The organism is Rothia sp. LK2492, assembly GCF_040946345.1.
GTDB classification, from domain to species: domain Bacteria; phylum Actinomycetota; class Actinomycetes; order Actinomycetales; family Micrococcaceae; genus Rothia; species Rothia endophytica.
Genome location: NZ_JAYWLX010000003.1, coordinates 174,885 through 200,430, shown reverse-complemented (window position 1 = coordinate 200,430; position 25,546 = coordinate 174,885). Strand labels below are relative to the sequence as shown.

At 54.4% G+C, this 25,546-nt stretch carries 22 protein-coding genes and 2 tRNA genes; 10 read left to right on the top strand and 14 right to left on the bottom strand.

The genetic code is table 11. The features are described from left to right. Positions 1-53: 53 nt before the first annotated feature. The 5 genes from VVR27_RS04835 to VVR27_RS04815 all read right to left on the bottom strand — a co-directional run bounded on the left by VVR27_RS04835 (position 54) and on the right by VVR27_RS04815 (position 5,719). Positions 54-1,151, bottom strand: a complete 1,098-nt coding sequence (locus tag VVR27_RS04835) for a branched-chain amino acid aminotransferase (RefSeq protein WP_368547299.1) — start codon at positions 1,149-1,151, stop codon at positions 54-56. A 114-nt stretch (positions 1,152-1,265) separates the two neighbouring features. Next, entirely contained in the window at positions 1,266-2,321 is a 1,056-nt protein-coding gene (locus tag VVR27_RS04830; protein ID WP_368547298.1) for a 3-isopropylmalate dehydrogenase, read from the bottom strand. A 76-nt stretch (positions 2,322-2,397) separates the two neighbouring features. Further along, entirely contained in the window at positions 2,398-2,781 is a 384-nt protein-coding gene (locus VVR27_RS04825) for a hypothetical protein (RefSeq protein WP_346872398.1), read from the bottom strand. 95 nt (positions 2,782-2,876) lie between these two features. Further along, a complete protein-coding gene (gene thrC, locus VVR27_RS04820; RefSeq protein ID WP_368547297.1) occupies positions 2,877-4,304 on the bottom strand; it encodes a threonine synthase in 1,428 nt (475 codons plus the stop codon). Positions 4,305-4,795: 491 nt separating this feature from the next. Continuing rightward, complete coding sequence (locus tag VVR27_RS04815; protein ID WP_368547296.1) at positions 4,796-5,719, bottom strand: hypothetical protein; 924 nt, start codon at positions 5,717-5,719, stop codon at positions 4,796-4,798. 103 nt (positions 5,720-5,822) lie between these two features. Between VVR27_RS04815 and VVR27_RS04810 the strand changes: the two genes are divergently transcribed. Next, the gene (locus tag VVR27_RS04810; protein WP_368547295.1) at positions 5,823-6,902 is read left to right on the top strand and encodes a hypothetical protein; all 1,080 of its coding nucleotides are present in this window, start codon (positions 5,823-5,825) and stop codon (positions 6,900-6,902) included. Positions 6,903-7,048: 146 nt separating this feature from the next. Here the strand turns inward: VVR27_RS04810 and metG are convergent, their stop codons facing one another. The 7 genes from metG to VVR27_RS04775 form a co-directional block, all read right to left on the bottom strand. Beyond that, positions 7,049-8,590: a methionine--tRNA ligase gene (gene metG, locus VVR27_RS04805; protein WP_368547294.1), complete on the bottom strand. Its 1,542-nt coding sequence runs from the start codon at positions 8,588-8,590 to the stop codon at positions 7,049-7,051. Positions 8,591-8,711: 121 nt separating this feature from the next. Further along, a complete protein-coding gene (locus VVR27_RS04800) occupies positions 8,712-9,416 on the bottom strand; it encodes a hypothetical protein (protein WP_368547293.1) in 705 nt (234 codons plus the stop codon). An 85-nt stretch (positions 9,417-9,501) separates the two neighbouring features. Beyond that, positions 9,502-9,825, bottom strand: coding sequence for a hypothetical protein (locus VVR27_RS04795; RefSeq protein WP_368547292.1), 324 nt, complete (start codon positions 9,823-9,825; stop codon positions 9,502-9,504). A gap of 300 nt (positions 9,826-10,125) precedes the next feature. Beyond that, positions 10,126-11,721, bottom strand: a complete 1,596-nt coding sequence (gene serA, locus VVR27_RS04790; RefSeq protein WP_346872389.1) for a phosphoglycerate dehydrogenase — start codon at positions 11,719-11,721, stop codon at positions 10,126-10,128. Positions 11,722-12,010: 289 nt separating this feature from the next. Beyond that, positions 12,011-13,036 (bottom strand): ketol-acid reductoisomerase, encoded by a 1,026-nt coding sequence (ilvC, locus tag VVR27_RS04785; protein WP_368547291.1) that lies wholly within the window; start codon positions 13,034-13,036, stop codon positions 12,011-12,013. 156 nt (positions 13,037-13,192) lie between these two features. Beyond that, entirely contained in the window at positions 13,193-13,702 is a 510-nt protein-coding gene (gene ilvN / locus VVR27_RS04780) for an acetolactate synthase small subunit (RefSeq protein WP_251378971.1), read from the bottom strand. Then, complete coding sequence (locus VVR27_RS04775) at positions 13,699-15,540, bottom strand: acetolactate synthase large subunit (protein WP_368547290.1); 1,842 nt, start codon at positions 15,538-15,540, stop codon at positions 13,699-13,701. The genes ilvN and VVR27_RS04775 overlap by 4 nt, the downstream gene beginning before the upstream one ends. A gap of 443 nt (positions 15,541-15,983) precedes the next feature. On the opposite strand from VVR27_RS04775, the gene VVR27_RS04770 reads away from it, so the two are divergent. Then, entirely contained in the window at positions 15,984-16,436 is a 453-nt protein-coding gene (locus VVR27_RS04770) for a hypothetical protein (RefSeq protein WP_368547289.1), read from the top strand. An 88-nt stretch (positions 16,437-16,524) separates the two neighbouring features. On the opposite strand, the gene VVR27_RS04765 is transcribed toward VVR27_RS04770, so the two are convergent. Next, positions 16,525-16,600: transfer RNA gene (locus VVR27_RS04765), tRNA-Lys, on the bottom strand. Positions 16,601-16,707: 107 nt separating this feature from the next. Then, positions 16,708-17,310, bottom strand: a complete 603-nt coding sequence (locus VVR27_RS04760; RefSeq protein WP_368547288.1) for a MarR family winged helix-turn-helix transcriptional regulator — start codon at positions 17,308-17,310, stop codon at positions 16,708-16,710. A 204-nt stretch (positions 17,311-17,514) separates the two neighbouring features. Here VVR27_RS04760 and bcp point away from each other — a divergent pair, with 204 nt between their 5' ends. The 8 genes from bcp to VVR27_RS04720 all read left to right on the top strand — a co-directional run bounded on the left by bcp (position 17,515) and on the right by VVR27_RS04720 (position 25,516). After that, entirely contained in the window at positions 17,515-17,985 is a 471-nt protein-coding gene (bcp, locus tag VVR27_RS04755; RefSeq protein ID WP_368547287.1) for a thioredoxin-dependent thiol peroxidase, read from the top strand. Positions 17,986-18,053: 68 nt separating this feature from the next. Next, positions 18,054-18,135, top strand: a tRNA-Leu gene (locus tag VVR27_RS04750). A gap of 303 nt (positions 18,136-18,438) precedes the next feature. Further along, a complete protein-coding gene (locus tag VVR27_RS04745; RefSeq protein ID WP_368547286.1) occupies positions 18,439-19,923 on the top strand; it encodes an ABC transporter substrate-binding protein in 1,485 nt (494 codons plus the stop codon). A 140-nt stretch (positions 19,924-20,063) separates the two neighbouring features. Continuing rightward, positions 20,064-21,542: a malate:quinone oxidoreductase gene (locus tag VVR27_RS04740; protein ID WP_368547285.1), complete on the top strand. Its 1,479-nt coding sequence runs from the start codon at positions 20,064-20,066 to the stop codon at positions 21,540-21,542. 161 nt (positions 21,543-21,703) lie between these two features. Next, positions 21,704-22,810 carry a YihY/virulence factor BrkB family protein gene (locus VVR27_RS04735; RefSeq protein WP_368547284.1) on the top strand — a complete coding sequence of 369 codons (1,107 nt, stop codon included), beginning with the start codon at positions 21,704-21,706 and terminating at the stop codon, positions 22,808-22,810. 6 nt (positions 22,811-22,816) lie between these two features. After that, positions 22,817-23,560 carry an alpha/beta fold hydrolase gene (locus tag VVR27_RS04730; protein ID WP_368547283.1) on the top strand — a complete coding sequence of 248 codons (744 nt, stop codon included), beginning with the start codon at positions 22,817-22,819 and terminating at the stop codon, positions 23,558-23,560. A gap of 203 nt (positions 23,561-23,763) precedes the next feature. Then, positions 23,764-24,858 carry an S-(hydroxymethyl)mycothiol dehydrogenase gene (locus tag VVR27_RS04725; protein ID WP_368547282.1) on the top strand — a complete coding sequence of 365 codons (1,095 nt, stop codon included), beginning with the start codon at positions 23,764-23,766 and terminating at the stop codon, positions 24,856-24,858. A gap of 10 nt (positions 24,859-24,868) precedes the next feature. Next, entirely contained in the window at positions 24,869-25,516 is a 648-nt protein-coding gene (locus VVR27_RS04720) for an MBL fold metallo-hydrolase (protein ID WP_368547281.1), read from the top strand. Positions 25,517-25,546: the final 30 nt, after the last annotated feature.

Below are 25,546 nucleotides of genomic sequence, written 5' to 3'. Positions count from 1 at the left end.
CCGTCAGACCAAAACAACAGGAACAGGCCAGTGGTAGCACCAAAGGGGTGAGTTTAGACCAGCTTCACGTTCCAGCCGAAGCGGTCTTCGACCTTACCGGTCTGCATACCCACTAGTTCTTCGCGCAGACCCATGGTGACTGCCCCGCCGTCCTCACCCGAAGGTGAAGAAATCTCAAAGTCAGCTGCCTTGAGCTTACCGACGGGAGTAATCACAGCGGCGGTACCGCAGGCAAAAATCTCGGTGATCTCGCCCGATGCAACACCCTGGCGCCACTCATCCAGAGTGAACCTACGCTCCTCAACAGTGTGGCCGCGCTCCTGCGCCAGCTTGATAATGGACTTACGGGTAATACCGCGCAGGATAGTGCCGGTCAGCTCAGGGGTCACAATCTTGCCATCAGCAAAGACGAAGAAGACATTCATGCCGCCCAACTCTTCAATGGCGTCATCGCGGTTGGGGTCCTTGAAGATCACCTGCTTACAACCGTTAGCTTCACCCTCTAGCTGAGCAGCCAGGGACGCTGCGTAGTTGCCGCCGCACTTAGCCTCACCGGTGCCACCCACACCCGCGCGGGCGTAGTTAGTTGAAAGCCAGATATCAACGGGCTTGGGAGTGCCAAAGTAGTTACCGGCGGGTGAAGCAATCACAAAGAAGCTCACTGCGTGTGCTGGGCGAATACCCAAGAAAGCCTCGGTTGAAATCATGAAGGGACGCAAGTAGAGGGATTCACCGTCACCGCTAGGTACCCAGTCGGCGTCGACGCTGACCAGCTGGCGGATAGCCTCGGTGAAGAGTTCTTCCGGCAGATTCGGCAAAACCAGGCGCTGAGCTGACTTGTTGAGGCGGGCTGCATTCTCTTCGGGGCGGAAGGTGGTGATAGAACCGTCAGCCTGGCGGTAGGCCTTGATGCCCTCAAAAATCTCCTGGCCATAGTGGAAGACCGATGCCGCGGGGTCCAGGCTCAGAGGGCCGTAAGGCAGCACCTGCGCATTAGACCATTCGCCGCCGTCTACGTGGTCACCGTGCCAGTCAATACGCACCATGTGATCGGTAAAGTGCTTACCAAAGCCCGGGTCAGCCAAAATCTCCGCCCGACGTTCGGGGCTGGTGGGGTTGGTGTTACGGGTAACGGTGAAGTCCACAGTCATGTTCCATCCTTGAGTTAAAGTAGGGGTCTCCTGTAAGAGAGGATACCGCAGGTGAGCCCTCCCACGTGTGAAAAAGTCTGCGCCCCGTTGAAAGAGCGGGGCGCAGATGCAGATTTAGAGAGCAGCGATGATTGCCGAGCCAACCTCTTCGGTAGACCGCTGGGCACCGGGGTTGGCTGCTAGGTCTGCTTCTACGGCTCGCTCGACTCGCGCTGCGGCGCCCTCAAAGCCGAGGTGGCGCAGCAGCATAGCCGCGGCAAGGACGGTGGCGGTCGGGTTAGCAATGCCCTGGCCAGCAATATCTGGGGCTGAGCCATGCACCGGCTCAAACATTGAGGGGAAGGTGCCGCTGGCGTTGATATTGCCGCAGGCAGCGTAGCCGATACCACCGGTGATAGCGCCAGCCTGGTCAGTGAGAATGTCACCAAAGAGGTTATCGGTGACAATGACATCAAAACGAGAGGGCTCAGTGGTGAAAAAAATGGTGGCAGCATCAATGTGCAAGTAATCGGTGGTGACCTGCGGGTACTCTGCGGCGACTTCGTTGAAGATACGGGAGTAGAGCTGACCGGCGTTAACAAGAACGTTGGTCTTATGAATCAGGGTCAGTTTCTTTTTCTCGCGGCTGGTAGCCAGTTCAAAAGCATAGCGGACCAAGCGCTCAATGCCGTAGGCAGTGTTGAGTGAAACCTCGGTGGCAATTTCAGCCGGGGTGCCAGCCCGCAGCAGGCCTCCATTACCGGCGTAAGGGCCTTCAGTGCCTTCTCGCACCACCACGAAGTCGATGTCGCCGGGGTTGCTCAGCGGTGAGACTGCACCGGGAAAGAGCTTGGATGGGCGCAAGTTGATGTAGTGATCAAAGGAAAAGCGCAGGTTGAGCAGGATTTCGCGCTCGATAAGACCGCTGGGCACCGTTGCCGAGCGGGGATCAGCACCCACAGCACCGAAAAGAATAGCATCGTGGGTAGCTAGCTGATTTTTGGTCTCTTGGGTGAGGGTTTCACCGGTTGCTAGCCAATGCTCAGCACCCAGCCTGTAGGGGGTGCTGGTGAGGGTGATGTTCTCGAGGTCAGCGACGTGGTTCAGCACGCGCTCGGCTTGGGCTACTACTTCGGGGCCAATGCCGTCGCCGGCAATGACGGCGAGGTTGATGGAGCGATTTTCAGTCATGTTTCCAGGCTAGCCCCGCCCTCTAGTCTTTACCACATTTTGGTCGCTGGTTTCAGATAGTGGGCGTCTAAGCAACTCACACTACGGACTGCGGGGAGGGCAGCTCGCCGAGCACTAGCGCAGCTGGCGCAGGAAGGGCTACGCTGACACCTTCATGCAGCGGGGCAATTTCAAGTTCTTTTACCGCACCCTGCCTGATATGTACGAGCACAAGAGCAGAATCGTCCACGGTTTCTGCCGATAGTACACCGCTATACCCAGTGGTTGGTGTGTCGAGTGCAAGGGTTATGGAAGGGCAGGTACCACACTCGCATTCACGGACTACCTGCGTATTTGCCAAGCTATCTAGTATTTGCTGGCGTTCTTCCTGTGTGGGGTTGGTTTCAGCGCGGTCTATGGGAAGCGCAGACCGCACTGTGGCTTCCAGGATTGCTTGTTCATCAGTTTTGATAGCTCGCATAAACCCTATCGTAAGACAGCAAGCCTTTTTCTTTAGTCAGGTTAAACAAATGGCGCCGCAACCAACACGGTTGCGGCGCCATTCATGCTTCAAGTTTAGGCGCGTTCGCGAATCAGGTTCTTGACTGCTTCAGCGTCGTTGGGCAGGTCAAGTACGTGACGCTCAGCGTCCATAATGCCCTCAAAACGTGCCGGAATTTCTGGTTCAGAGCCGATAGCCTCAGCAATGGTTTCAGCGAACTTGACCGGAAGAGCGGTTTCAAGACAAATGATAGGGGTGTCAATTTCGGAGGCCAGTGAGCGGGCCACCTTCACACCGTCAGCGGTGTGGGGGTCAAGCAGCACACCCAGTTTCTCGTTGACCTCGCGAATTGTGGCAACACGATCGGCGTGGGTGGACTTGCCCGAGGCAAAGCCGTAACGGTCCGCGGCGTCCGCGAATGCTGGGTCATCACTCAGTGAGAACCCACCCTGGCGTACCTTGATACCGAAGAGATCAGCAATGCGCTCAGCATCGCGCCCCAGCAGGTCAAAAACAAAGCGCTCAAAATTTGAGGCTCGTGAGATATCCATGGAGGGGCTGGAGGTTTCATAGGTATCGGCCGAAGAACGCACGCGGTAGTCACCGGTGCGGAAGAATTCATCGAGCACATCATTCTCGTTGGTCGCAACAATCAGACGGTCGATGGGCAACCCCATTTGGCGGGCGATATGCCCTGCACAGATATCACCAAAGTTACCGGTAGGAACGCAGAAGGAGACCTTCTGGTCGTTGGTTTCGGTGGCACGAATCCAGCTTGAGACGTAGTAGACCACCTGGGCCATGAGGCGTGCCCAGTTGATGGAGTTCACCGCACCAATACGGTGTTCCGCCTTGAAAGCAGCGTCGGCTGAGATGGCCTTGACGACGTCTTGGCAATCATCAAACACACCGTCCAAAGCGATGTTAATGATGTTCTCATCATCTAGACCGAACATCTGTGCTTGCTGGAAGGGGGTCATGCGACCGGCAGGGGTCAGCATGAAAACCTTGATGCCTGTGCGGCCACGCATAGCGTATTCGGCTGAGGAACCGGTGTCGCCAGAGGTCGCGCCCACAATGGTCAGGTGTTCTCCGCGGCGGGCGAGTTCGTATTCGAAGAGCTCGCCCAACAGCTGCATGGCCATGTCTTTAAAGGCAGCAGTGGGGCCTTCAGACAGGTGACCGATGAGCAGTCCGGGTTCTAGTTCCGTCACTGGAACAATGTCTTCAGAGGCAAATTTGGGGTAGCTATAGGCACGGGCAGTAATCGCTTTGAGGTCCTCAGCTGGGATGTCATCAACGAAGAGCTGCAGCACTTCAGCGGCGAGCGCATGGTAGCCCTCAGTGTTCAGCACCTGGCGCCAATGGGTAAGGGTGGCGTCGGTCAGCTGGGGGTATTCTACGGGCAGGTAGAGACCGCCGTCGGGGGCTAGCCCGCCCAGAAGGATGTCAGTGAAGGACGCGGGGGTTGCGCCAGTATCGCGCGTTGAGATGTACTGCATGCTACTACCCTACCCAATCTTGGTGTCTCGGTGGGTCTGGTGCTCATACTGCGGTATGAATTGAGGGGGTATAGCATCTGTCGGTTCTGCTGCCGGCACTTTAGCTCTCTAAGCTGGGAGACGTGGATGATGTTTTGGTTCAGTTAAAGGATGCTGAGCGCCGTAGATTCAGGGTGAATGCCGAGTGCATTGCAGGGGCAGCTGATTACTGTACCCCTGGACACCCGCACTGAGCTTGCTTCTCCTGCAAGCTTTCGTAGCTGAAGGTGCAGTTCTAACCTACGCTTTCGCGCGGCAAGGGTTGGTTGCACCCTGGATAGGTGGCCTAACGCTAGCCTGGCTAGCTGCCTCCCTATCTGCTTGCTTACAAAGCTACTGGGGTGCCACCGGTGGCCGCTCTTCGGCAGGTCACCTAAAGCTACTAGTAAAAACAGCGTCGGTGGGCTTGACGCTAGATCAAAGCCTACCGACGCGGTGATCTCCCTAAGATTTTAGGGCGCTGAAGGTGAGGATGAGGTTGTGGGCACCGTGACAGATGAGGTGTCCTTGGGCTCAGCCTTATCAGCGTTAACCCGTTCAAGAGCAAGCTGATGGGTCTCTTCGATATCGTCTGAGAACTGTTTTAGGCGTTTATACATGCTCTCGTAATATGAGTGCTTGAGCTCAGTAACAGCACCATCAAAATTATTGCTTTCTCGGCAACTGATATCGCTTTTCAGCATTTTTTCCGCTGTTTCAGCATCAACTAAACTGGACTGATAGACAGCCTGATCGGTGGATTCAAGGGAAGTAATCCCAGCATCATTCATGCAGGTTTTCCAGGCATTTTGCAAATCAATATAGGTTTGGTCAGCGTTCAGCTCTTCTGAAATAGCCTGGCCAAATTGCGGGGCTAAGAGTGCAACCTTAATGCCATTTTCAGCACTACCGTAGATGTACTCATAGCTTTGTGCCAAGCAACCGTCTGCTGAGATGTCACCGCTGGTGTAGTCCATGAAGGTCACCTGGAACTGCTCAGCCTTATCGGTACCGATATAAGCGTCAAGCCCTTTTTGGTCAAAGTCAGCTATTTGCTGGCTATTATCTGCAGGCTCAGACCCATAACCGGTTTCCTTAAGTTCTTCTGTGGTGCGGCCCGTGAAGACAGTGTCTTCCAGATCATGGTGCAGCACAGCCTCTTTGTAGGAGCCACCTGCCTGTTTGACGCACCGCTCAACAAATCCACGGCGGGCTTCCTCTGCTTCTGCGGGAGGGTATATCCATGAAGAGAGCTGGGAGATGTGCTCCGGTTTAGGTTTCTGGGTGGGAAGTTCGCTGAAGTTTTCTGGCTGTGTGGAACAGCCGGTTAGCAGCCCCGTAGCTAATAGGCTCAGAATGGATACACCCTTTATACAGCGACTAGTAAGTAATGACACGGCGACCTTTCCTAGATAATCACCCACAAGTCTAACTACTATGTATAGCTGAGGCGCAAAACAACAGACGCGTTGATACGACATTGTTATCACTCTAAACACCATGACTAAGGTACAGATGGCCCCCGAAAACGTAGAAGGTCTTTCGACTTCGCGCAGAAACCTCATGCGCTTTGCTGCTCTAACCGGCGCAGCCAGTGCAGCAACCCTCATCAGCACAACCTCCAGCAGCTCACCTGCTCACGCTTCCGATGCGACGTCCAATGTCTTCCCGCCCGAACTCACCTACCCCACGGTCAATGGCCCATCCCTGGCTCTTTGGGGGAGCTCCTCCTTCGAAGGAGCTCAGGCTGATCAGGGTGTTCCCGCCGGCTTTAACGCCACGATTGAAGCCTTACTGCATTCATACTTAGAAGCTCCAGTCCTGAATTTTGGACGTGGCGGTGAAACCTCCACCCAGATTAATGCTCGCAGGGGAACACCAGAAAGCATGTACAAGTTGGTGTTCCCACAGGACACCATTCCGGCTTCAGGTTCTATTGAAGTAACCCTAGCGTCTGATTCTAACGTCGCGTGGGGCGGCAGCACTCTTGCCGCCGGCTACGTAGGTGGGGTACCTGGTGTCCTGGTGCCTGCGTCCAAGGATACCTTCATCTTCACCAGGCAGGTTGACGGTGAAGCAATCTACGCACCTGCTACTACCCCAGCTAGTTGGTTCCATTCTTATCAAGAAATGATTTCGCGTTCTTCTTACCACATCATTCAAATTGGTCGGAACAATATGAATGAAACCGAGCAGATTCGTAAAGATACAGAACACGCTTTCGCCCTTGCCCCCAAGCGCACCCTGGTGATGGGGCACTTCCGTAGCAAAAGTGATAGCAAAGATTCTGACCGAGCAAAGCAGGTCAGCGGCTATAACGCATGGGCTGCTGAAAAGTACGGCGAGCTGTTCGTCAACCCCGAAACCTTCCTTCGGGAGACCACCCAGGAGAGCTGGTTGAGGTACGGCGCCCTATCAGGTTCGGGAGTGTGGAGCTCAGATACCGATAGAAAAGCCTACGATGAAGGTAAAATCCCGCCCTCTCTCTTCTCAACAGACGGTCTGCACCTCAATGGGTGGGGCTACATTGCCCTAGCGCAAATGCTTTACTACAAGGTCACTGGCCTGGGTTGGTTCTAAGAGTAGATGAGTTAGATACGTACGCCGCCGACTTGCCTCAAGCTAAGCCCAGGCGCCATCTGAGGATGCTACTTAGCCTATAAAACTGCCCCACCTGAAACCTTCAGGTGGGGCAGTTTTTTCTTAGCTTCGGTGAGGGCTAAGGCTTAGCCTTCTTTGGGCTCCTCATAGCGGGGGAAGACCGGGGCGGGAGCCGGCAGTTCGGTACCGGGTACCAGTGCCTGGCCCAGGTCAGCGAAATTGCGGGCGTCTTGGCTAACTGCTAGGAGGTCCAGCATCTTCCCCATCGCGGTGGGCATGACCGGCTGAGTCAAGATTGCAACGATACGCAGTACCTCGGCGGTCACGTAGAGCACCGTGTTCATGCGCTCTAGGTCAGTCTTACGCAGCTTCCAGGGTTCCTGGGAGGTGAAGTAGCGGTTAGCTTCGCCTACCACCTGCCAGATACGTTCTAGAGCTTTGTGAAACGCCAGTTCATCGAAGTCAGCGCGCACCGGCTCGTAGAGGGCATTCGCCATATCGAGCATGGCCTGATCCTCAGCGGTGAAAGCGCCGTGAACCGGCATCTTGCCCTCGCAGTTCTTGGCAACCATAGATAGCGAGCGCTGGGCCAGGTTACCCAAGTCATTGGCTAAATCAGAGTTGATGCGGCTCTTGATAGCTTCGGCCGAGTAGGAGCCATCCTGGCCGAAGCTGACCTCACGGAGCAGGAAGAAGCGCAGCTGATCCAGCCCGAAGGAGGACACCAGATCTACAGGGTCAACAACGTTGCCGATGGATTTGCTCATCTTTTCGCCGTCAACCAGCAGGAAGCCGTGGGCGAAGACTCGCTTGGGTAGCTCGATACCGGCTGACCAGAGGAAAGCAGGCCAGTAGATAGCGTGGAAGCGTGAGATGTCTTTGCCGATGACGTGGTAGCTGGCGGGCCAGTAGGTCTTAAAGAGGTCGCTGTTGGTGTCCGGAAAGCCGACGCCGGTCAAGTAGTTAGTCAAGGCGTCCACCCAGACGTACATGACGTGCTTTTCATTGCCGGGCACGGGCACGCCCCAGTTAAAGCTGGTGCGGGAGATGGAGAGGTCGCGCAGCCCGTCCTTCATGAAGCCTGCTAGCTCGTTACGGCGGGATTCGGGGTAGACGAACCCATCGGTTGCGTAGAGCTCTTTGAGGCGGGCGGCGTACTTGGAGAGTCGGAAGAAGTAGGATTCCTCCTCGTTCCACTCCACCTCGGTGCCTGTTTCAATGGCGTAGCGTACGCCGTTGCGCACCTCGGTCTCGTCTTCTGCGTAGAAGGCTTCGTCACGGACGGAGTACCAGCCCTCGTACTTGTCCAGGTAGATGTCCCCCGCCTCTTCCATTCGCTTCCATATAGCCTGGGATGCTTCATAATGGTCGGGGTCTGTGGTGCGGATGTAGCGGTCGTAGCTGATGCTCAGCTGATCATCCATAGCTTTAAAGCGGGCGGCATTCTGGTCGGCGAGTTCTTGAGCACTCATGCCCAGTTTCTCGGCGGTAGTTTGCATTTTTTGGCCGTGCTCATCGGTGCCGGTCAAAAAGCGTACATCAAAGCCATCGAGGCGCTTGAAACGAGCCATCACATCGGTGGCAATATGTTCGTAAGCGTGACCGATGTGGGGGTCGCCGTTGGGGTAAGCGATTGCGGTGGTGATGTAGAAGGGGGTTGAAGTCATAGGCACAACTTTACCGTGAACCACGCCCCATGGGCTAATATTGCCCGCTTCAGGGGTGCGCTCTACCGTTGCAGGGCGTAGACTCCCCCACCCCCTCTATCATCTGAACAGCGGTGGGAGATTAGAGGCCGCCCTTCCAGTCTTTAGGAGCAAATTGCAGATGCTGGAAAGGGAAGTCATGCAGGTTCTCTGGCGCCTGACCATACTTAGCTTGCACCTGGGTGTACCAGCGGGAATTCCCTTGAGTGGCTTCGGTCTGACTGGTGTCGTATTCGTAGTTAGCTGCCATGCACCAGATGTTGCGATCACTGCCGTAGCCCCCGTATTTCTGGAGAGCTTTGGCAATCATGAGGGTCAGTGGGCGCAAGCCCAGAGAATCTAAATTGACCGCCGGATTGATGCGGAACCACTGCCCCTCGTAGGGAGCAAGGGGGTCTGTTAGGTTGCCGTCTCCTTGACGAGCAGGCCAGGAGTAGCCGCTGCGGGCGTTGGGCAAGGTAAAGGAGACCGCATGGTTGATTCTCCCTGCTAGCACCTCATCGATACCGATTTGAGTGAGCTCGCTAGCCATTCCAACCACACTGCTGGAGCCTCCGGTGAGCTGGAGGCTATGACCTGATCCGGCCAAAGCTCGTGCGTCCTTGATGTAGCCACCAGAACTGTAATGCCAGCGTTCCTGATGCTCGCCCTCAGTTGTTTTCTGAACCATAAAGAAGGACCGCCATAAACCGGTGCCCAGGTCATAGACAGCAATCGAGCGATCCCCGCCACCGGGTATTTGAAAATTTTTGGGGAGGGGTATGCGCACCGGGGTTTCAGCACCCATCAGTTTTTTATATTCATCGCTCTGGTATTTGACGCGGTGATCAAAGCTGTAAAACCACTCGTAGTTTTGGTGGGGGTCCTTACTGTTAGTCCTTACTGTTAACCGTGTGGATAGGGATGTTGTAGGCAAAAATATTGCCGCTCAGCGGGAGCCTACCCTTAAATTGATCGGTGACGTAGGTTGAATGCAGGTTCTTGAGGTAGTTAGCCATCTGTGCAGAGTTGGGGAGAACCGGCATAGCTGCAACGCTGCGTTGGGCAACGGTGCCTCGAGCCAGATAATTAGCTGGATGCAGCGGGGAGACGGGGCTTGCCTGTGCCTGGCTATGGGGCTGAGTGAGGGCCAGCGCTAGACTGCCGGTCAGTAATGGGGCAAGAGCTCGGCGGGGTAGGTGTGGTTGAACGGTCATCGTTAGAGTGACTTTCTGTTGGATTCTGGGAATCCGGTATCACCGTGCAGCAAGGGAGCCAAAGCACCCAGTGCATTTAGACCGGGGGGATCTTAAACGCGAGCTGTTTATTAAGGGTCCGGGAAATCACCAACCTACCAGCAACAGCCTCCAGCGTCACCCCCTTACCCATTTCTGATATGGGCAGACACTTTCAGGTGGGGTGGACTCGGGAACCTATCAACGCTAAAGGGTCTTGCTCTTCCCCTCGGTGGAAAAGCAAGACCCTTCTTTGTAAGACTTCTAGGTCTATACCTCTAGCTAGTCAGCCAGGTTGATGATGGCGGCACGCTCAGCAGATACTACGCGCTTGATGCTGTCGAGCACCTCGGGTGAAAGAGCCGAGTCCAGGGCGAGCACGCAGAGTGCTTCTTCACCCTTACTCTGACGGGAGACCTGCATGCCTGCGATATTGATGGACGCGGTGCCCAGTAGGGTACCAATCGCAGCGATGATACCCGGGCGGTCGGCGTACTCAAGCACCAGCATGTGGTCGGTGATGGGAATTTCGATGTCGTAGCCGTTAACGTTGGTCAGCTTCTCAACCAGTTTGGGGCCGGTCACGGTGCCAGCCACCGAGACAACCTCACCATTGGCAAATGCACCGGACAACACTGTTTCGTTACGGAAGTACTCGGTTTCGGTGGTGGTGACCAGCTCGACCTCTACACCGCGCTGCTCAGCCAAAACGGGGGCGTTGACATATGAAACCTTGTCAGAAACAACATCGGTGAATACACCCTTAAGAGCTGAAAGCTTGAGGGAGGTGACATCCTTAGTGGCAATTTCTCCAGCTATTTTGACCTCTACGCGGGTGAGGGCTTCGTCCCCACCCAGTGCAGTGAGAATACGGCCTACCTTTTCTGCCAGGGGCACGCCGGGGCGGACGTCCTTATCGATGGCACCACCAGCCACGTTAACAGCATCGGGCACAAGGTCCCCTTCCAGGGCCAGGCGCACAGACTTAGCAACCGAGATACCGGCCTTTTCCTGAGCCTCGAAAGTCGAAGCGCCCAAGTGCGGGGTGGCTACCACCGAGGGTAAGCCCACGAAAGGCACATTCTTTGCGGGCTCCTTGACGTAGACGTCAATGGCAGCACCAGCAATTTCGCCGGCACGCAGGGCGGCATCCAAGTCTGCTTCATCAATCAGACCACCGCGAGCTACGTTCACCACGTAGGCGCTCTTCTTCATCTTCTTAAAGCTCGTAGCATTGATCATGCCCAGAGTTTCGGGAGTGCGGGGCATGTGGATGGTGATGAAGTCAGAGCGTTCAATCAGCTCGTCCAAATCTACCAATTCGGCACCAAGAGCTGCTGCGCGAGCGGAGGTAACGAAGGGGTCGTAGGCGATGAGCTCGGTACCGAAGGCGCGAAGACGCTCAGCCACAAGGCCACCAATTCGACCTAGGCCGATAATGCCCACGGTCTTCTCATACAGTTCAACGCCTGAGAAAGAGGAGCGCTTCCACTCCCCTGCCTTCATCGAAGCATCAGCGGCAGCAATGTTGCGTGCCAGGCCCAAAATGTGGCCCACAGTGAGCTCAGCAGCTGAAATCACGTTAGAGGTGGGGGCGTTCACTACCATCACACCGGCTTTGGTTGCCGCCTTAATATCAACGTTATCCAGGCCCACACCGGCACGAGCAATAACTTTCAGTTTCTGTGCCACTTCGATGGCTTCAGCGTCAAGCTGGGTGGCACTGCGGACCAAAATTGCATCGACATCTTTGATAGCAGGCAGAAGTTGGGAACGATCAGCGCCGTCGCAGGAACGAATCTCAAAGTCAGGCCCCAGAGCCTCAACTGTTGCGGGGGATAGTTCTTCTGCAAGTAGCACTACGGGTTTGGTGGTCACGGTGGGTTCCTTATGAATAACACTGGTGGTTGATGGGTTCAGCACTACTGTCACCGACGCTTCGGACCCTAAGGACGCCGGTGAGCAGTCGCTCTTATTGAGCCAACTGAATAATATGGGCTTTTGCTCCCCCGATTGCGCAGTTCACCACAAAGGCTACGTCAACCGGTCCAGGGGCAAAAGTTCTAGAAAGACGGCAAAAGCCGGCTACCCGTTCTATCGTATCGGGTAACCGGCAGTGTTGCCCAACGATGAAGCTCTTGTTCTAGCTATCGGTGGAAGGTACGCCTTAGCGGGCTACTGAACCGTCGGTGTAGTCATCGTCAGCAGTGTTCCAGGCAAAGAGCTTGCGCAGTTCGCGGCCGGTGGTCTCGATGGGGTGAGCCTCGCCCTTGGCGCGCAGTTCCTTGAACTCGGTGCCGCCAGCTGCCTGGTCTTCCATAAAGCGCTTGGCAAATGCACCGGTCTGAATGTCAGAGAGAACAGCCTTCATGTTCTCCTTCACCTCGGGGGTGATGACGCGGGGGCCTGAAACATAGTCACCGTACTCAGCGGTATCTGAGATGGACCAACGCTGCTTGGCGATGCCACCTTCAACCATGAGGTCAACAATCAGCTTGAGTTCGTGTAGCACCTCGAAGTAGGCGATTTCGGGCTGGTAACCAGCCTCAGTCAGGGTTTCAAAACCGTACTGAATCAGCTGGGAAGCACCGCCACACAGAACAGCCTGCTCACCGAAGAGGTCTGATTCGGTTTCTTCCTTGAAGGTGGTCTCGATGACGCCAGCGCGGGTCGCCCCCAGGCCCTTGGCGTAAGCCAAAGCCAGCTCAAGAGCTGATCCTGAGGCGTCTTTTTCGACGGCTACGAGGGCGGGAACAGCGCGTCCTGCTTCAAATTCGCGGCGCACGGTGTGGCCGGGACCCTTAGGAGCAACCATCGCTACATCTACGCCTTCAGGTGCTTCAATATATCCAAAGACGATGTTGAAGCCGTGGGCGAAGAAGAGGGCATCACCTTCGTTGAGGTTGGGGGCAATGTCCTTCTTGTAGACCTCGGCCTGCACCTGGTCGGGGGTCAGAATCATGATGACATCAGCTTCGGCTGCTGCTTCTGCAACAGAGAGCACGCGCAGACCTTCTGCTTCAGCCTTTGCGCGTGACTTTGAGCCTTCTGCAAGACCAATACGGACGTCTACGCCTGAGTCGCGCAGGTTGAGCGCATGAACGTGACCCTGGGAGCCGTAGCCGATGATGGCTACCGAGCGCTCTGAGATGTTGGCGAGGTCGGCGTCGTCGTTGTAGTAGATCTTTGCCATGGTGTGCGATCTCCTTGATCAGTTTGATGTTGAGCTACTGCTCTAAAACTTGTGGGTGTGGATCCTTGTCTCTACCTTAGTCAGCAAAACTAAAAATGAGATGGATTGTCCACATAATGAACTTATGTTTTGCGGATTGAATCACCGCGGCAAGGGCTAGCTGCGCAACGCTTTTTCGCTCATAGAACGAGGCCCACGAGAGAGCGCAATAGTCCCCGCTCGGACGATCTCACGTACACCAAAGGGTTCAAGCACCTCAAGAAGTGCATTTATTTTATTGGCTGAGCCAGTGGCTTCAATGATGACTGACTCGGGGGAAACATCAACGATTTTGGCACGGAAGAGATCAGCTGCCTGGGTGACCTGGATGCGGGCTGAAGCATCAGCACGAACCTTGATCAGGATGTGATCACGCTGGGCTGATTGTTCATCACTCAGTTCAACAATTTTGAGCACATGAATCAGCTTGTTAAGCTGCTTGGTCACCTGCTCCAAGAGGTGCCCATCAGCATCAACGACCAGAGTAATCCGCGAAATACCCGGCACTTCAGTGGGGCCAACAGCCAGTGAATCGATATTGAACATACGCCGGGCAAAAAGCCCTGAAACGCGCGCTAAAACCCCGGGTTTATCTTCTACCAGTACAGATAGGGTGTGGCGGCTCATGCTGTCTCCTCATCATCCCAGCTGGGGGAAATATCTTTTGCGATCTGAATCTGGTCATTAGAGACACCGGCGGGCACCATGGGCCAGACCAGGGCATCAGGGCTGACATTGAAGTCCACCACCACAGGGCGGTCATTGATCTCAAGGGCCTGACGAATAGTTGCCTCAACATCATCATCAGATTCGCAACGCAAACCAACACAGCCATAGGCCTCAGCTAGCTTCACGAAGTCAGGGATGCGTTCGGTGCCCATACCTGTCTTTAGATGGGTATTTGAGTAGCGACCATCGTAGAAGAGGTTCTGCCACTGGCGCACCATGCCCAAGGATGAATTATTAATAACCGCAACCTTGATGGGGATATTATTTTGAGCACAGGTTGCTAGCTCTTGATTGGTCATTTGGAAGCAACCATCACCGTCGATAGCCCACACAGTGGCTTCGGGGAAAGCTACTTTCACGCCCATTGCCGCAGGAACCGAGAAGCCCATGGTGCCCAAACCTGCAGAATTGATGAAGTGGCGGGGCTTCTCATTTTGAATGAACTGAGCTGACCACATCTGGTGTTGACCCACACCGGTCACGTAGTAGGCATCGGGACCTGAAATTTCACTCAGTTTTTCAATGACATACTCGGGTGAGCCAAGGCCATCTTCGGTCTTGGTGTACCCCAAGGGGAAGGTCTCTTTGAAACGATTGACCAGTGCCCACCAATTACTGAGGTCAGGCAGCGCAGCGGCAAATTCCTCGGTGATGATGCTGGTTAGTTCAGGGAGAACGTAGCGCAGGTCGCCAACGATTGGCACATCAGCAATCCGGATTTTTGAGATTTCTGCAGGGTCAACGTCCACGTGGATAACTTTGGCACCCGGGGCGAATTCATCCACAACTCCAGTGACCCGGTCATCGAAACGAGCGCCAAGAGCGATTAGCAGATCAGACTTCTGCATAGCGATGACAGCCGGTACCGTGCCGTGCATACCGGGCATCCCCAGATTCTGCGGGTCAGAGTCAGGGAAGGCGCCTCTTGCGGTCAGAGTAGTCACCAGAGGGGCGTTGATAAGACGAGCAAGCTTCATGAGCTCTTCTGAAGCATCAGCGCGGACCATACCTCCACCGACATAGAGCACCGGGCGTTGAGCCTCAGTAATGAGCTTGGCAGCCTCACGGACCTGCTTTGAATGACCGCGGGTTACCGGGTTGTAGCCCCGCACCTCGGTGGTCGGCGGCCAGGAGAAATCCATCATGCCCTGCTGGGCATCCTTAGTAATATCCACCAGCACCGGCCCGGGGCGGCCAGTTGCTGCGATACGGAAAGCAGTGGCAAGGCAACGCGGGATTTCTTGGGGGTCACGCACCATAAAAGAGTGCTTGGTGATGGGCATGGTCATACCCACGATGTCGGCTTCCTGGAAAGCGTCGGTGCCGATGACTTTGCTGGAAACCTGACCCGTAATGCAGACGATGGGCACTGAATCCATGTTGGCATCGGCAATAGCGGTGAGAAGATTGGTGGCGCCTGGGCCTGAAGTAGCGATAGCCACACCAACCTTGCCACTGGCAACGGCGTAGCCCTCAGCAGCATGCCCTGCACCCTGCTCGTGACGTACGAGAATATGGTTCAGCTGTTCGGAGTCAAAGAGAGGGTCGTAGGTTGGAAGAATTGCTCCACCTGGCAAACCAAAGATATCGGTGACACCGAGCTCTTCGAGTGAACGCACAATAGCCTGTGAGCCCGTCATTCGCTGGCTGGACGGTTGAGCCGTCTCGGTCTTGGCAGCTCGAGACGAAAAAGTCTTAGCGATTGCTGCCGGGTTAATGGGATTTCCCGCTGTCATTGGTCATCCTCGTAAAGTAGGTCAGAGTGTGGTGTGATGTTGAGGCGAATGGGGTTATTCTCTAGGGTCATAGGTTCAGTCCTGGATGTGGTTGTACCTATGAAAAAACCCTCCGCTGTGGTGGGGCGAAGGGCATAGACGCTGTCAGAACACAAACAAAACTTATGCCGCGTACCCAAGAAGGAAACGCACCACAAGAATTCGAATCTGTGACTGCTGGCGTGTTGTCATACATCATATACTCATGATTTATGCTCACCAGGTCAAACTGGTTTTATATTATGAACATTTATGTCGCTGATATGAACATAGGCCAATGCGACTAGGAATTAGACTGCATTCTTTAGGTGCACACCACCACCCTGGCGCGTCACGGTATGTCATCTGTACGTAATGGTTCTACGTGGGTTGCTTTCATATACATCGTCCGTAGACTGGTGCCTATGAACACCCCAGAGCTCAGTAGCACCGAGATCAGCAAGGCCCTACACCAGGTCTTTGACACCCAAATCCTCAATTATGGTGCCTACAATCTCGTCTTTGCTTCGGGCTCATCGGTATACGCAAACAGCGACGTCGCGGCTCAACAACAGCCCCACCAAGAATATTTTTTGGTGGGATACAGGGACACCCCGCGTGAAGCGATTATCGCTCCCCTCGCCCTTCCTGCCATTGAAGCTACTGGGGTACCTACTTCTGTTGATAACACCAATGCGATGCGTACCTTTATTGTGGGGGACGGAACTTACGGCATTGAGCTCACCAACGGGACCAGTTTTACCCTAAGGTTCGAGCCCCTCATGCCAGTCGAAACTCACCATGGGTCAGGTGTTCTGGACCAGCAACTTGATATCGAAGATTTCAAGCGGGTCATTATCGATGCCTGGCAAATATAGACTGTCAGCTAAGACCGTTTAAATAGCGGATGCACATTCTCTAGGAGAACAGAAAAGCCCTGACCAATCGGTCAGGGCTTTTCTGCAGTGGTGCGCCCCCTCGGACTCGAACCGAGAACCCATTGATTAAGAGTCAATTGCTCTGCCAATTGAGCTAGAGGCGCTAATTTTTTTATTGCTTGTTAGCAACGAATAAATACTATACGCACATCATGTCGTACATGCAAATCATAAAACATACTGTGATGATATACACAGCTCTGAGTGAGCTCTAGCGGTCACCCTCACTGCGATAGCGAGCAATCACCTCGGGAGTAATGACGTCCATCACAGCAGTGTTAACGCGTTTAACCTCAGTCGCACCTTTACCCAGATTCACCTCACCCGAATCAGGTGCGCCATAGGAGCTACTAAAGGCACCCTGGTGGGGAATAGAACCCTTGAGAACTTCCTCGGCACCCTGCTCCTTCAGGCCTTCAATAATGTTAATTAACATGCCACGAAATTCAGGCTTGGACAGTTCGCCTACGGATGCAAGTTTTCGGTCAATATTTTCGGCTTCAGAAAGGACGCGCCGGCCCTCATCGGTGATACCAAGAAGGTAGCTGCGCCGATCAATGGTATTTCGCGTTCTAAAAACGTGACCGTGGCTCTCAAGCCGAGCAAGGGTCTTGCCCATTGTTTGGGCTTGGACTCCCACTAATGATGCAACTTTGACCTGAGAAATCATCCCCTGTTGGGCGATAACACTCAGGGCTGTAACTCCAGCGTGAGTCAAGCCCAGTGACTTCAGCTGATCATTCCAGCTGTACTCAAGCATGCGCGCGGCGGTTGATAATAGTCTATTAATAGACCAATTGTTAATTTCAGGCATGTTGTTATTATAAACATATTTACCACGTCGACGCATATATAGTTCTCACCACCCATTTGCACCCCTTTCATTTTTCCGATTTTAGTTGTCCTTATTATTTAGTGACGTCACACCTTCGCATATTAGTATGGGTGGTAACTTATCTTCACCGTCCACCCCGATATTTGGTCTATTCAATGTTATTCATAAGGAGAGAAGAAGGGCATGTCACGCTTAGAAATTGGATCCCCAGCCCCTGCATTTACGCTACCTACCGCTGGCGGAGACGCTGTATCGCTGAGCGATTATTTAGGGCGCAAAGTTATTGTTTATTTTTATCCCAAAGCATCAACTCCCGGCTGCACCACACAGGCCTGCGATTTTAGAGACAGTTTGGAGTCCCTATCGGCCCACGGCTATAGCGTGCTGGGGGTTTCTCCAGATTCAGCAGAAGCCCTGGAAAAATTTATTCGCACACAGAACCTGACTTTTCCTCTGCTGTCCGATGAAGACCACGCTGTCGCAGAACGCTATGGGGCATGGGGAGAGAAAAAGAATTACGGCAAGACCTACACAGGTCTGATTCGTTCAACCATCGTGGTTAATGAAGACGGCATGGTAGAAATGGCTCAGTACAATGTTCGCGCTAAAGGGCACGTTGCTAAACTACGCCGAGATTTAGGGATTGACAGCTAAGCTCAAGCATTTTGCAGTGAGCTTGGAGGTGCTGTAACATTATTCCTGTTGTGCTTACAGCACCGCTTGCGCGAGTGGTGAAATTGGCAGACACGCAGGATTTAGGTTCCTGTGCCTTACGGCGTGAGGGTTCAAGTCCCTCCTCGCGCACTCTCAAAGCCCAGGTTATCTGGGCTTTTTGTGTATCAAAGACCAGATCGCAAGCTGCTACGAAGGGGGATTGTGGCTTCACATAAGATGAATCGGCGTCGTTTTGTGCAAATTTCGGCTGTCATTACTGCGGGCTTTACCCTATCTGCATGTTCTCCTAGCAACTCCGGTGACAGCACGGATCCAGAGCCTTCCCCCTCAAGAGAAGAGCGAATATTCAGGTTTGCACAGGCGGCCCCCTGCCTCACACTAGACCCGGCGCGTACTCAACGCCTCGAGAGCGTCCGCATTACAACTCAAATCTTGGATCCCTTAGTCAGAGCAGATCCCAACACGGGTGAGCCAGTTAGCGGACTGGCGCAAGAATGGACCATCAGTGATGATGGCTTAATCTATACTTTTGAGCTTGATCCCCAGACCACTTTCAGCGATGGGTCTGCGCTCACACCCCAAGCCCTTGCATCGAACCTAGAACGCTGGGAGGCGCTGGGGCAGCAACCACTCACGCGCCTCACCCAGCCTTACCACCAACTTTTTGGGTCGGTAGACTCAGAAGAGCAACCTCCCCTCGTCACCTCCTGGGAAATTCCGAGCGATCAAATGCTTCGGGTGACCCTCTCACGCCCCTCGGTCTCCTTCCCTAAGGTGCTCACACAGCCGGCCTTAGGCATCGCCCTTCCAGCAATCATTGGGAAAGACGGTTACTTCACAGAGGACCCCATAGGTACTGGTGCGTTCAAACTCGATCAGTGGAGCGAAGGAAGCATACGCCTTGCACCCAACCCCCACTACAGCGGTGCTGAGCCAGGAATTGACGTGCTGGAGTTCGTCTCCCTCCCCGACGCCGAAAAGCGCTACTACTCGCTGCTTCAGGGAAACGTGGACGCCTTTGATCAGATCGGGCTCGAAGATTATGTACCGCTAGCACTTGACGGGTACGCAGTTCAGACCCGCGATCCCTACGCGGTTGCTTATGTGAATATTAACCTTTCTCACCCAGCATTTGCAGATGTTCTCACACGCCAAGCACTCGCCCAAGCGATTGACCGAAGCAAAATCGCTGCAGATTACTACCCGCAAGGCACCTCAACAGCTTATGACTTTCTGCCGGCTCTTTTTCAGACTCGCCACGAAAAAGCTCGTGAGCACTACGGTTACGACTCAGCTACAGCAGCCTCCCTTCTCAAGGATTCAACCTACGAGGGTGAGCCCATCGACTTTTATTACCCCGTTCAAGTTTCCCTGGCAACTCTGCCCGCTCCCGAGGCAATCTACTCTGTCATATCAGCTAATTTAGTGGCAGCAGGCTTCAATATCGTGCCTAAGCCCTACCGATGGGATGCACCCGATTCTGAGGACATCCCAGCTCACCACCCCGACTACGGGCTTGAGCTCACAGGCTTCCTAGGCACTTTCAGAGACCCCTCTGCCTTCCTGGGTAAGGTTCTTGCGCCAGCTTCAACTGCGCCGGACTCACTCACGGTACCTTCAGCGTCCCGCTCCGCTAACTCCCCCTCAGCAAGCCCGAGCCCAGAAACGTCTGTCACTGAGGCAACACATCACGCTGAAATAATAAAAGCCTTGCAAGCCGCCGACATCATTGAGGATGTCGAGGTACGCAGGTCAGCCTACCGTGAGATCAATGCTAAATTAGCTCTTTTACTCCCAGCTATCCCCCTCACCTACCCCGTCTCAGGGGTAACCCAAGGGCCCCGCGTACGAACCTACGGTGTTGAAGCTACCGGACTAGACCGTTTCAACAGGATAGAGCTACGAGAAGGTCAGTAACTTAAGAGCACACAACCTGCCTTTGTTATGAGCGAGGTGTAATGTGTACTACGCTAAACAATGAACCAGGGGCAACCGGTGTTGCCCGCTCAGCGTGGTGTCCAGCGTCGGCCACCACTTTCAAGTGACGGAGTGTCAAAGTGGCAAGCGAAGTTAAAACTGACGTCGTGCTCGTCGGTGGCGGTATCATGAGCGCCACCCTCGGTGTTTTCCTCAAAGAAGTTGAACCCACATGGGACATCACTCTGCTGGAACGTTTGGACGCGGTAGGTCAGGAAGCCTCCAACCCGTGGAACAATGCTGGTACCGGCCACTCAGCGCTCTGCGAACTCAATTATGCACCCCTCGGTGCTGATGGAACGGTTAACCCCACCAAAGCTATTGCTATTAATGAGCAGTTTCAAATAAGTCGCCAGCTCTGGGCCTCCCTCGTTGAAGAGGGCAAGATCAACGACTCCTCCTTCATCAATCCTGTGCCACACATGTCATTAGTTTTTGGTGATGCCCACGTAGATTACTTGGGTAAGCGCTTTGAGGCGTTTCAGGATCAGAAGCTCTTTGAGCGTATGAAGTTCTCAACCGACCTTGAACAAATTCGTGAATGGGCTCCTCTTTCGGTCAATGGGCGCGATGTTCATCAGAAGGTTGCAGCAACCTGGTCCCCCGAAGGCACCGATGTTGATTTCGGTAACCTCACCACCCAGATGACTGACTACCTGGTCAGCAAGGGCGTAACGGTCACATACGGCCAGCAGGTCACGGATGTAACGAAAGAATCAGATGGAAGCTGGACAGTCAAGGTTAAGGACCGTCTCAACCGTGATCATGGTTCAACAATCCGCGCAAAGTTCGTCTTCCTGGGTGCCGGTGGGGGTGCCCTGAACCTCCTGCAGAAATCAGGCATTAAAGAAGGTAAGGGCTTTGGCGGTTTCCCCGTCTCCGGTCTTTTCTTCCGCAATACCAACGAGCAGACCGCCCTACAGCATAACGCCAAAGTCTACGGTCAGGCATCAGTGGGTGCACCCCCCATGTCAGTGCCCCACCTTGATACACGCTACGTGGGCGGCAAGCGTTCGCTGCTCTTTGGCCCTTACGCTGGCTTCAAAACCAACTTCCTGAAACAGGGTAGCCTCCTTGACCTACCACTCTCACTGCGCCCTGATAACGTATACCCCATGATTCGTGCCGGCTTAGCCAACATGGATCTGACCAAATATCTCATCGGCGAACTCCTGAAAAACCGCGAAAAGCATGTGCTGTCCCTGCGCGAGTATTACCCCGAAGCTGTAGCCGATGAATGGGAACTCATTACCGCTGGTCAGCGAGTTCAGGTCATTAAAAAGGACAAGAAGGCTGGAGGGGTTCTACAGTTCGGAACCGAGCTCATTACCTCAGGCGATGGCTCCATCGCCGCTCTGTTGGGCGCCTCCCCCGGTGCGTCCACCGCCGCACCCATTATGCTCAAGCTGATGCAACAGTGCTTCCCCACCCATTTTGATGGTTGGGCACCTCGAATTAAGGAGCTAGTACCCGGTTTTGGTGTGCAGCTCAACGATAACCATGATCTAGCTGACGAGCTATTTGCTCACACAGCTCAGGTACTAGGAATCAATAACTAACCCTTGGGGTAACTGCCGCGGCCGTCATGCGACGGTCGCGGTATTTTTTGCTCTTAATTCTTCATCCTTAATCCAGCACACAAGAACCTGCAAAGTGACACGGTGCCTTGTGCTGATAGGATGTCTACTGAGTAATTCCCTGCACCCTGAAGGAACACACGATGTCTCTCGAAGAACAGACCATCAGCCGAGCCGCCACTGAGGGTGAGCATCGGCAAACACCTAAGCCTGCCAAATTGACAGACGTCATCGGTAAAAACTGGAAATACATTTTCAAGCGCTCCTTCAGCGAATTCATGAACGATGGGTGCACCGATCTCGCTGCGGCTCTGACCTATTTCACTGTGCTGTCCGTCTTCCCCGGTCTTCTGGCTGTAGTTTCTCTGCTGGGTGTTTTTGGGCAGGGGCAGCAGACCACCGATGCAATTCTCAATTTTCTTAAGAACTACGCTCCAGCAGATATGCTGGCTGTCATCGAACAGCCCATCACCCAGCTCACCTCATCCTCTGCAGCAGGTGTCGCTCTGATTACCGGTATCGTGGGTGCACTGTGGACTGCCTCAGGTTTTGTGGGTGCTTTTGGTCGCGCTATGAACAAAATCTACGGTGTAGTCGAAGGGCGCCCTATCTGGAAGCTTCGTCCCTTCAACCTGCTGGTGACCTTGGTTTTGGTGCTCATGGTAGTAGCCATGATGCTGGTTCTGCTCTCCAGCGAAGACGTCCTCCACACCGTCCAGGACGCTGTTCCGGCTATCGAATTGGGCGGCTTCATTGGGGTTTGGATGTGGTTGCGCTACCCCTTGATGCTGGTTATCGCTGTTGTTCTTATCAGCCTGCTCTACTACGCGACCCCCAACGTTAAGCAGCCTAAGATTCGCTTCCTCACCCCCGGTGCAGCCATCGCGCTGGTCACCATGGGCCTAGCTGGCTTGGGTTTCAGTTTTTACGTCTCTAACTTCGGTTCCTACAACGCTACTTACGGCCTCATTGGTGGCGTCATCGTCATGCTTCTCTTCATCTGGATTATGAATAATGTGCTCCTGTTGGGCGCTCAGATCGACGCAGAGATTCAGCGCACCCGTGAGCTGCAGGCGGGCATCAAGGCCGAAGACGAGATTAAGCTTCCCCCACGTGACGATACCCAAGCCATTAAAATTCAGCAGAAGAAGGACAAGCTCGTTGAAGAGGGCCGCAAGATTAGGCTCTCCCACAGCACGGTTGATTTTCAGCAGATGGCTGAGCAGAAGCAGGATGGTTCAAAGAAGTAGGCTGCGGTGGCTACCCTAGCTTTTACACCTTTGACAGGTGGACGCTCAGCAAAAGCTCCTGTGCTTTTAGTGCATGGTTTCGCCTCCACTCCTTACCATAACTGGGTTTCTACCGGCTGGGTTAAAACGCTTGAAGCTGCCGGCTACCCCCTGCATCTGGTGACGCTCCCCTACCATCGTCTGCAGTCGGTCGAAGATGAAAGTCTCCGACCAGCGACCTTGCTTGATATCTCCTGGGCTGACCATCAGGACGCAGTGGCGCAGCTCTCAGAAGTTCTCAAGACCTATACCGAAGGTTTGGGGCAACCCGCGCACCTTATCGGCTTTTCGATAGGTGCGCGGGTTCTTTGGGGTTTTGCAGCAACTTTCCCTCATCTAGCACTGACGCTAACTCTGGGAGCTATGCCGGTCAATAGCAGGCTTGATCAGGTTCATTCATCGCTACTTGGCGAGATTGATGTACCGGAGGGCTTTGATAGCGTCCTCACTTGTTCCCCCATTGCCCCAGAAAGTCTTGTGTCATTTACCTCAGCACATTTTCCCGCAGTGGACCCAGAGATTATTCCTCAGTGCCCCGTCTTCATGTACGAAGGGTGCAAAGACAGCCTCGCTCATTCCCGCTCAGCCTTTAACCTGCTTTCCACACGCCAGGCAAACTGGCTGGAAATAGCCGGGCGGGACCACATCAACATACTCACCAGTGGGCAGGTCAGAAAAGAAACCGTACGCTTCTTGGACGAGCACAGATGAAGCGCTGCCGGTCAAACCAAGAATCCGCGGTGAAGGTAACAGTAAGCCTGCCTCATCATATCGGATTCACACACGCTCTCAGCCAAATGGCGGAGCTAGAGATAGCGATGCGGTGTGGTCTTAGGTAGCGTTAGAGAATGAAGCCGGGAAGACCGGTCGACACAGATAAAAATATGTCATCCCAACCCATCTCAAGGAGCACTATGCAGACCGTTAAGGCCGTCGTTTCACTGGCTAAAAATGAGCCAGCCACCGTCACGAACATCAATGTCCCTGACCCTATTAAGGGTGAAGCCCTGGTTAAGGTATTGTCATGCGGTGTCTGCCAGACCGACCACCACTATGTTCAAGGTGGTGTTGGCGATAATTACCCCTACCTCCTGGGTCACGAATCAACCGGCATCGTTGAGGCCGTAGGCGAAGGCGTCACCAATGTAGCCCCCGGAGACCTTGTCATCCTCAACTGGCGTGCCGTATGCGGTGAATGCCGCGCCTGCGCCAAGGGTCAGCCGCAGTACTGCTTCGCTACCCATAACGCCACCCAGAAGATGACTCTTGAAGATGGCACCGAACTCGAGCCTGCTCTGGGTATCGGATCCTTTGCAGAAAAGACCCTGGTCGCTGCTGGCCAGTGCACCAAAATTAATGCAGAGCTTACTGAAGACCAGTATGCAGCTGTTGGGCTGCTGGGCTGCGGTGTGACCGCAGGCCTGGGTGCCGTGCTCAATACCGGAGCAGTTGCCCGCGGTGAGTCTGTTGCAGTTATTGGTTGCGGCGGCGTCGGCACCGCCGCTATTGCCGGAGCTAAGTTGGGCGGGGCAACCACCATCATCGCTGTTGATATTGATGAAGCGAAACTGGCTCGCGCCAGGGAGCACGGCGCCACCCACACCGTGAACTCACAGGATAAGGACGCGGTTGAAGCTATCCGTGAGCTCACCGGTGGCTTCGGTGCTGACCTTGTCATTGATGCAGTGGGTGTGCCGGCAACCTTCGAACAGGCTTTCTACGCCCGTGATCTCGCCGGCCGTGTAGTGCTGGTCGGTGTCCCTGCCCCCGGCGCCACCTGGACCATTCCCCTAGATGAGGTCTTTGGACGCGGTGGATCAATCAAGAGTGCTTGGTACGGTGATACCCTTCCCTCCCGTGACTTCCCCATGTTCGTTGACCACTATATCGCCGGCAACCTAGATCTGGACGGCTTCGTCTCTGAACGAATCAGCCTGGAGCAGGTCAATGAAGCCTTCGAGACCATGAAGACCGGCCGAGTGCTGCGCTCGGTGGTTGAATTCAAGTAGGAGCTCTACTGTGACTGAACGTATCGAACGAGTTGTGACCTCGGGGACTTTCTCGCTGGACGGCGGCACCTGGGACGTTGATAACAACGTGTGGATTCTGGGGAATGACTCCTCAGTGATCATCATTGACCCCGCCCACGACGTCGATAAAATCGCGGCTAAGGTCGCGGGCCGAACGGTCGAGAAAATTCTGCTGACCCACGCCCATGATGATCATATTGGCTCAGCCAAAGAGGCATCCGACCGCTTTGGGGCACCTGTTTACCTCAATCCAGCGGATCGGGAGCTGTGGACCATGGTGTACCCCTCCTGGGGTTTCGATGAAGAGCTGGAAGACGGTATGGCCCTGACCCTTGGAGATACCGAGCTCACCGTACTAGCGACCCCGGGGCACTCCCCCGGCTCGGTATGTTTCTACGCTCCCACCCTGAGCTGGGATAACAGCGAGGGCGTAGTTTTTTCAGGTGATACTCTCTTCAACGGTGGGCCCGGCGCAACCGGTCGCTCCTTCTCGAGTTTCGAGACCATCATTGAGTCGATCCGGCACAAGCTACTAACCCTGCCGGAGTCCACTGCGGTGCTAACAGGCCACGGTGATTCCACCGGCATTGGCCTGGAAGCACCCGATCTGGAGGCATGGATCGCTCGAGGACATTAGACCCTGCCTTCCTTCACCAAACGCTGTGGC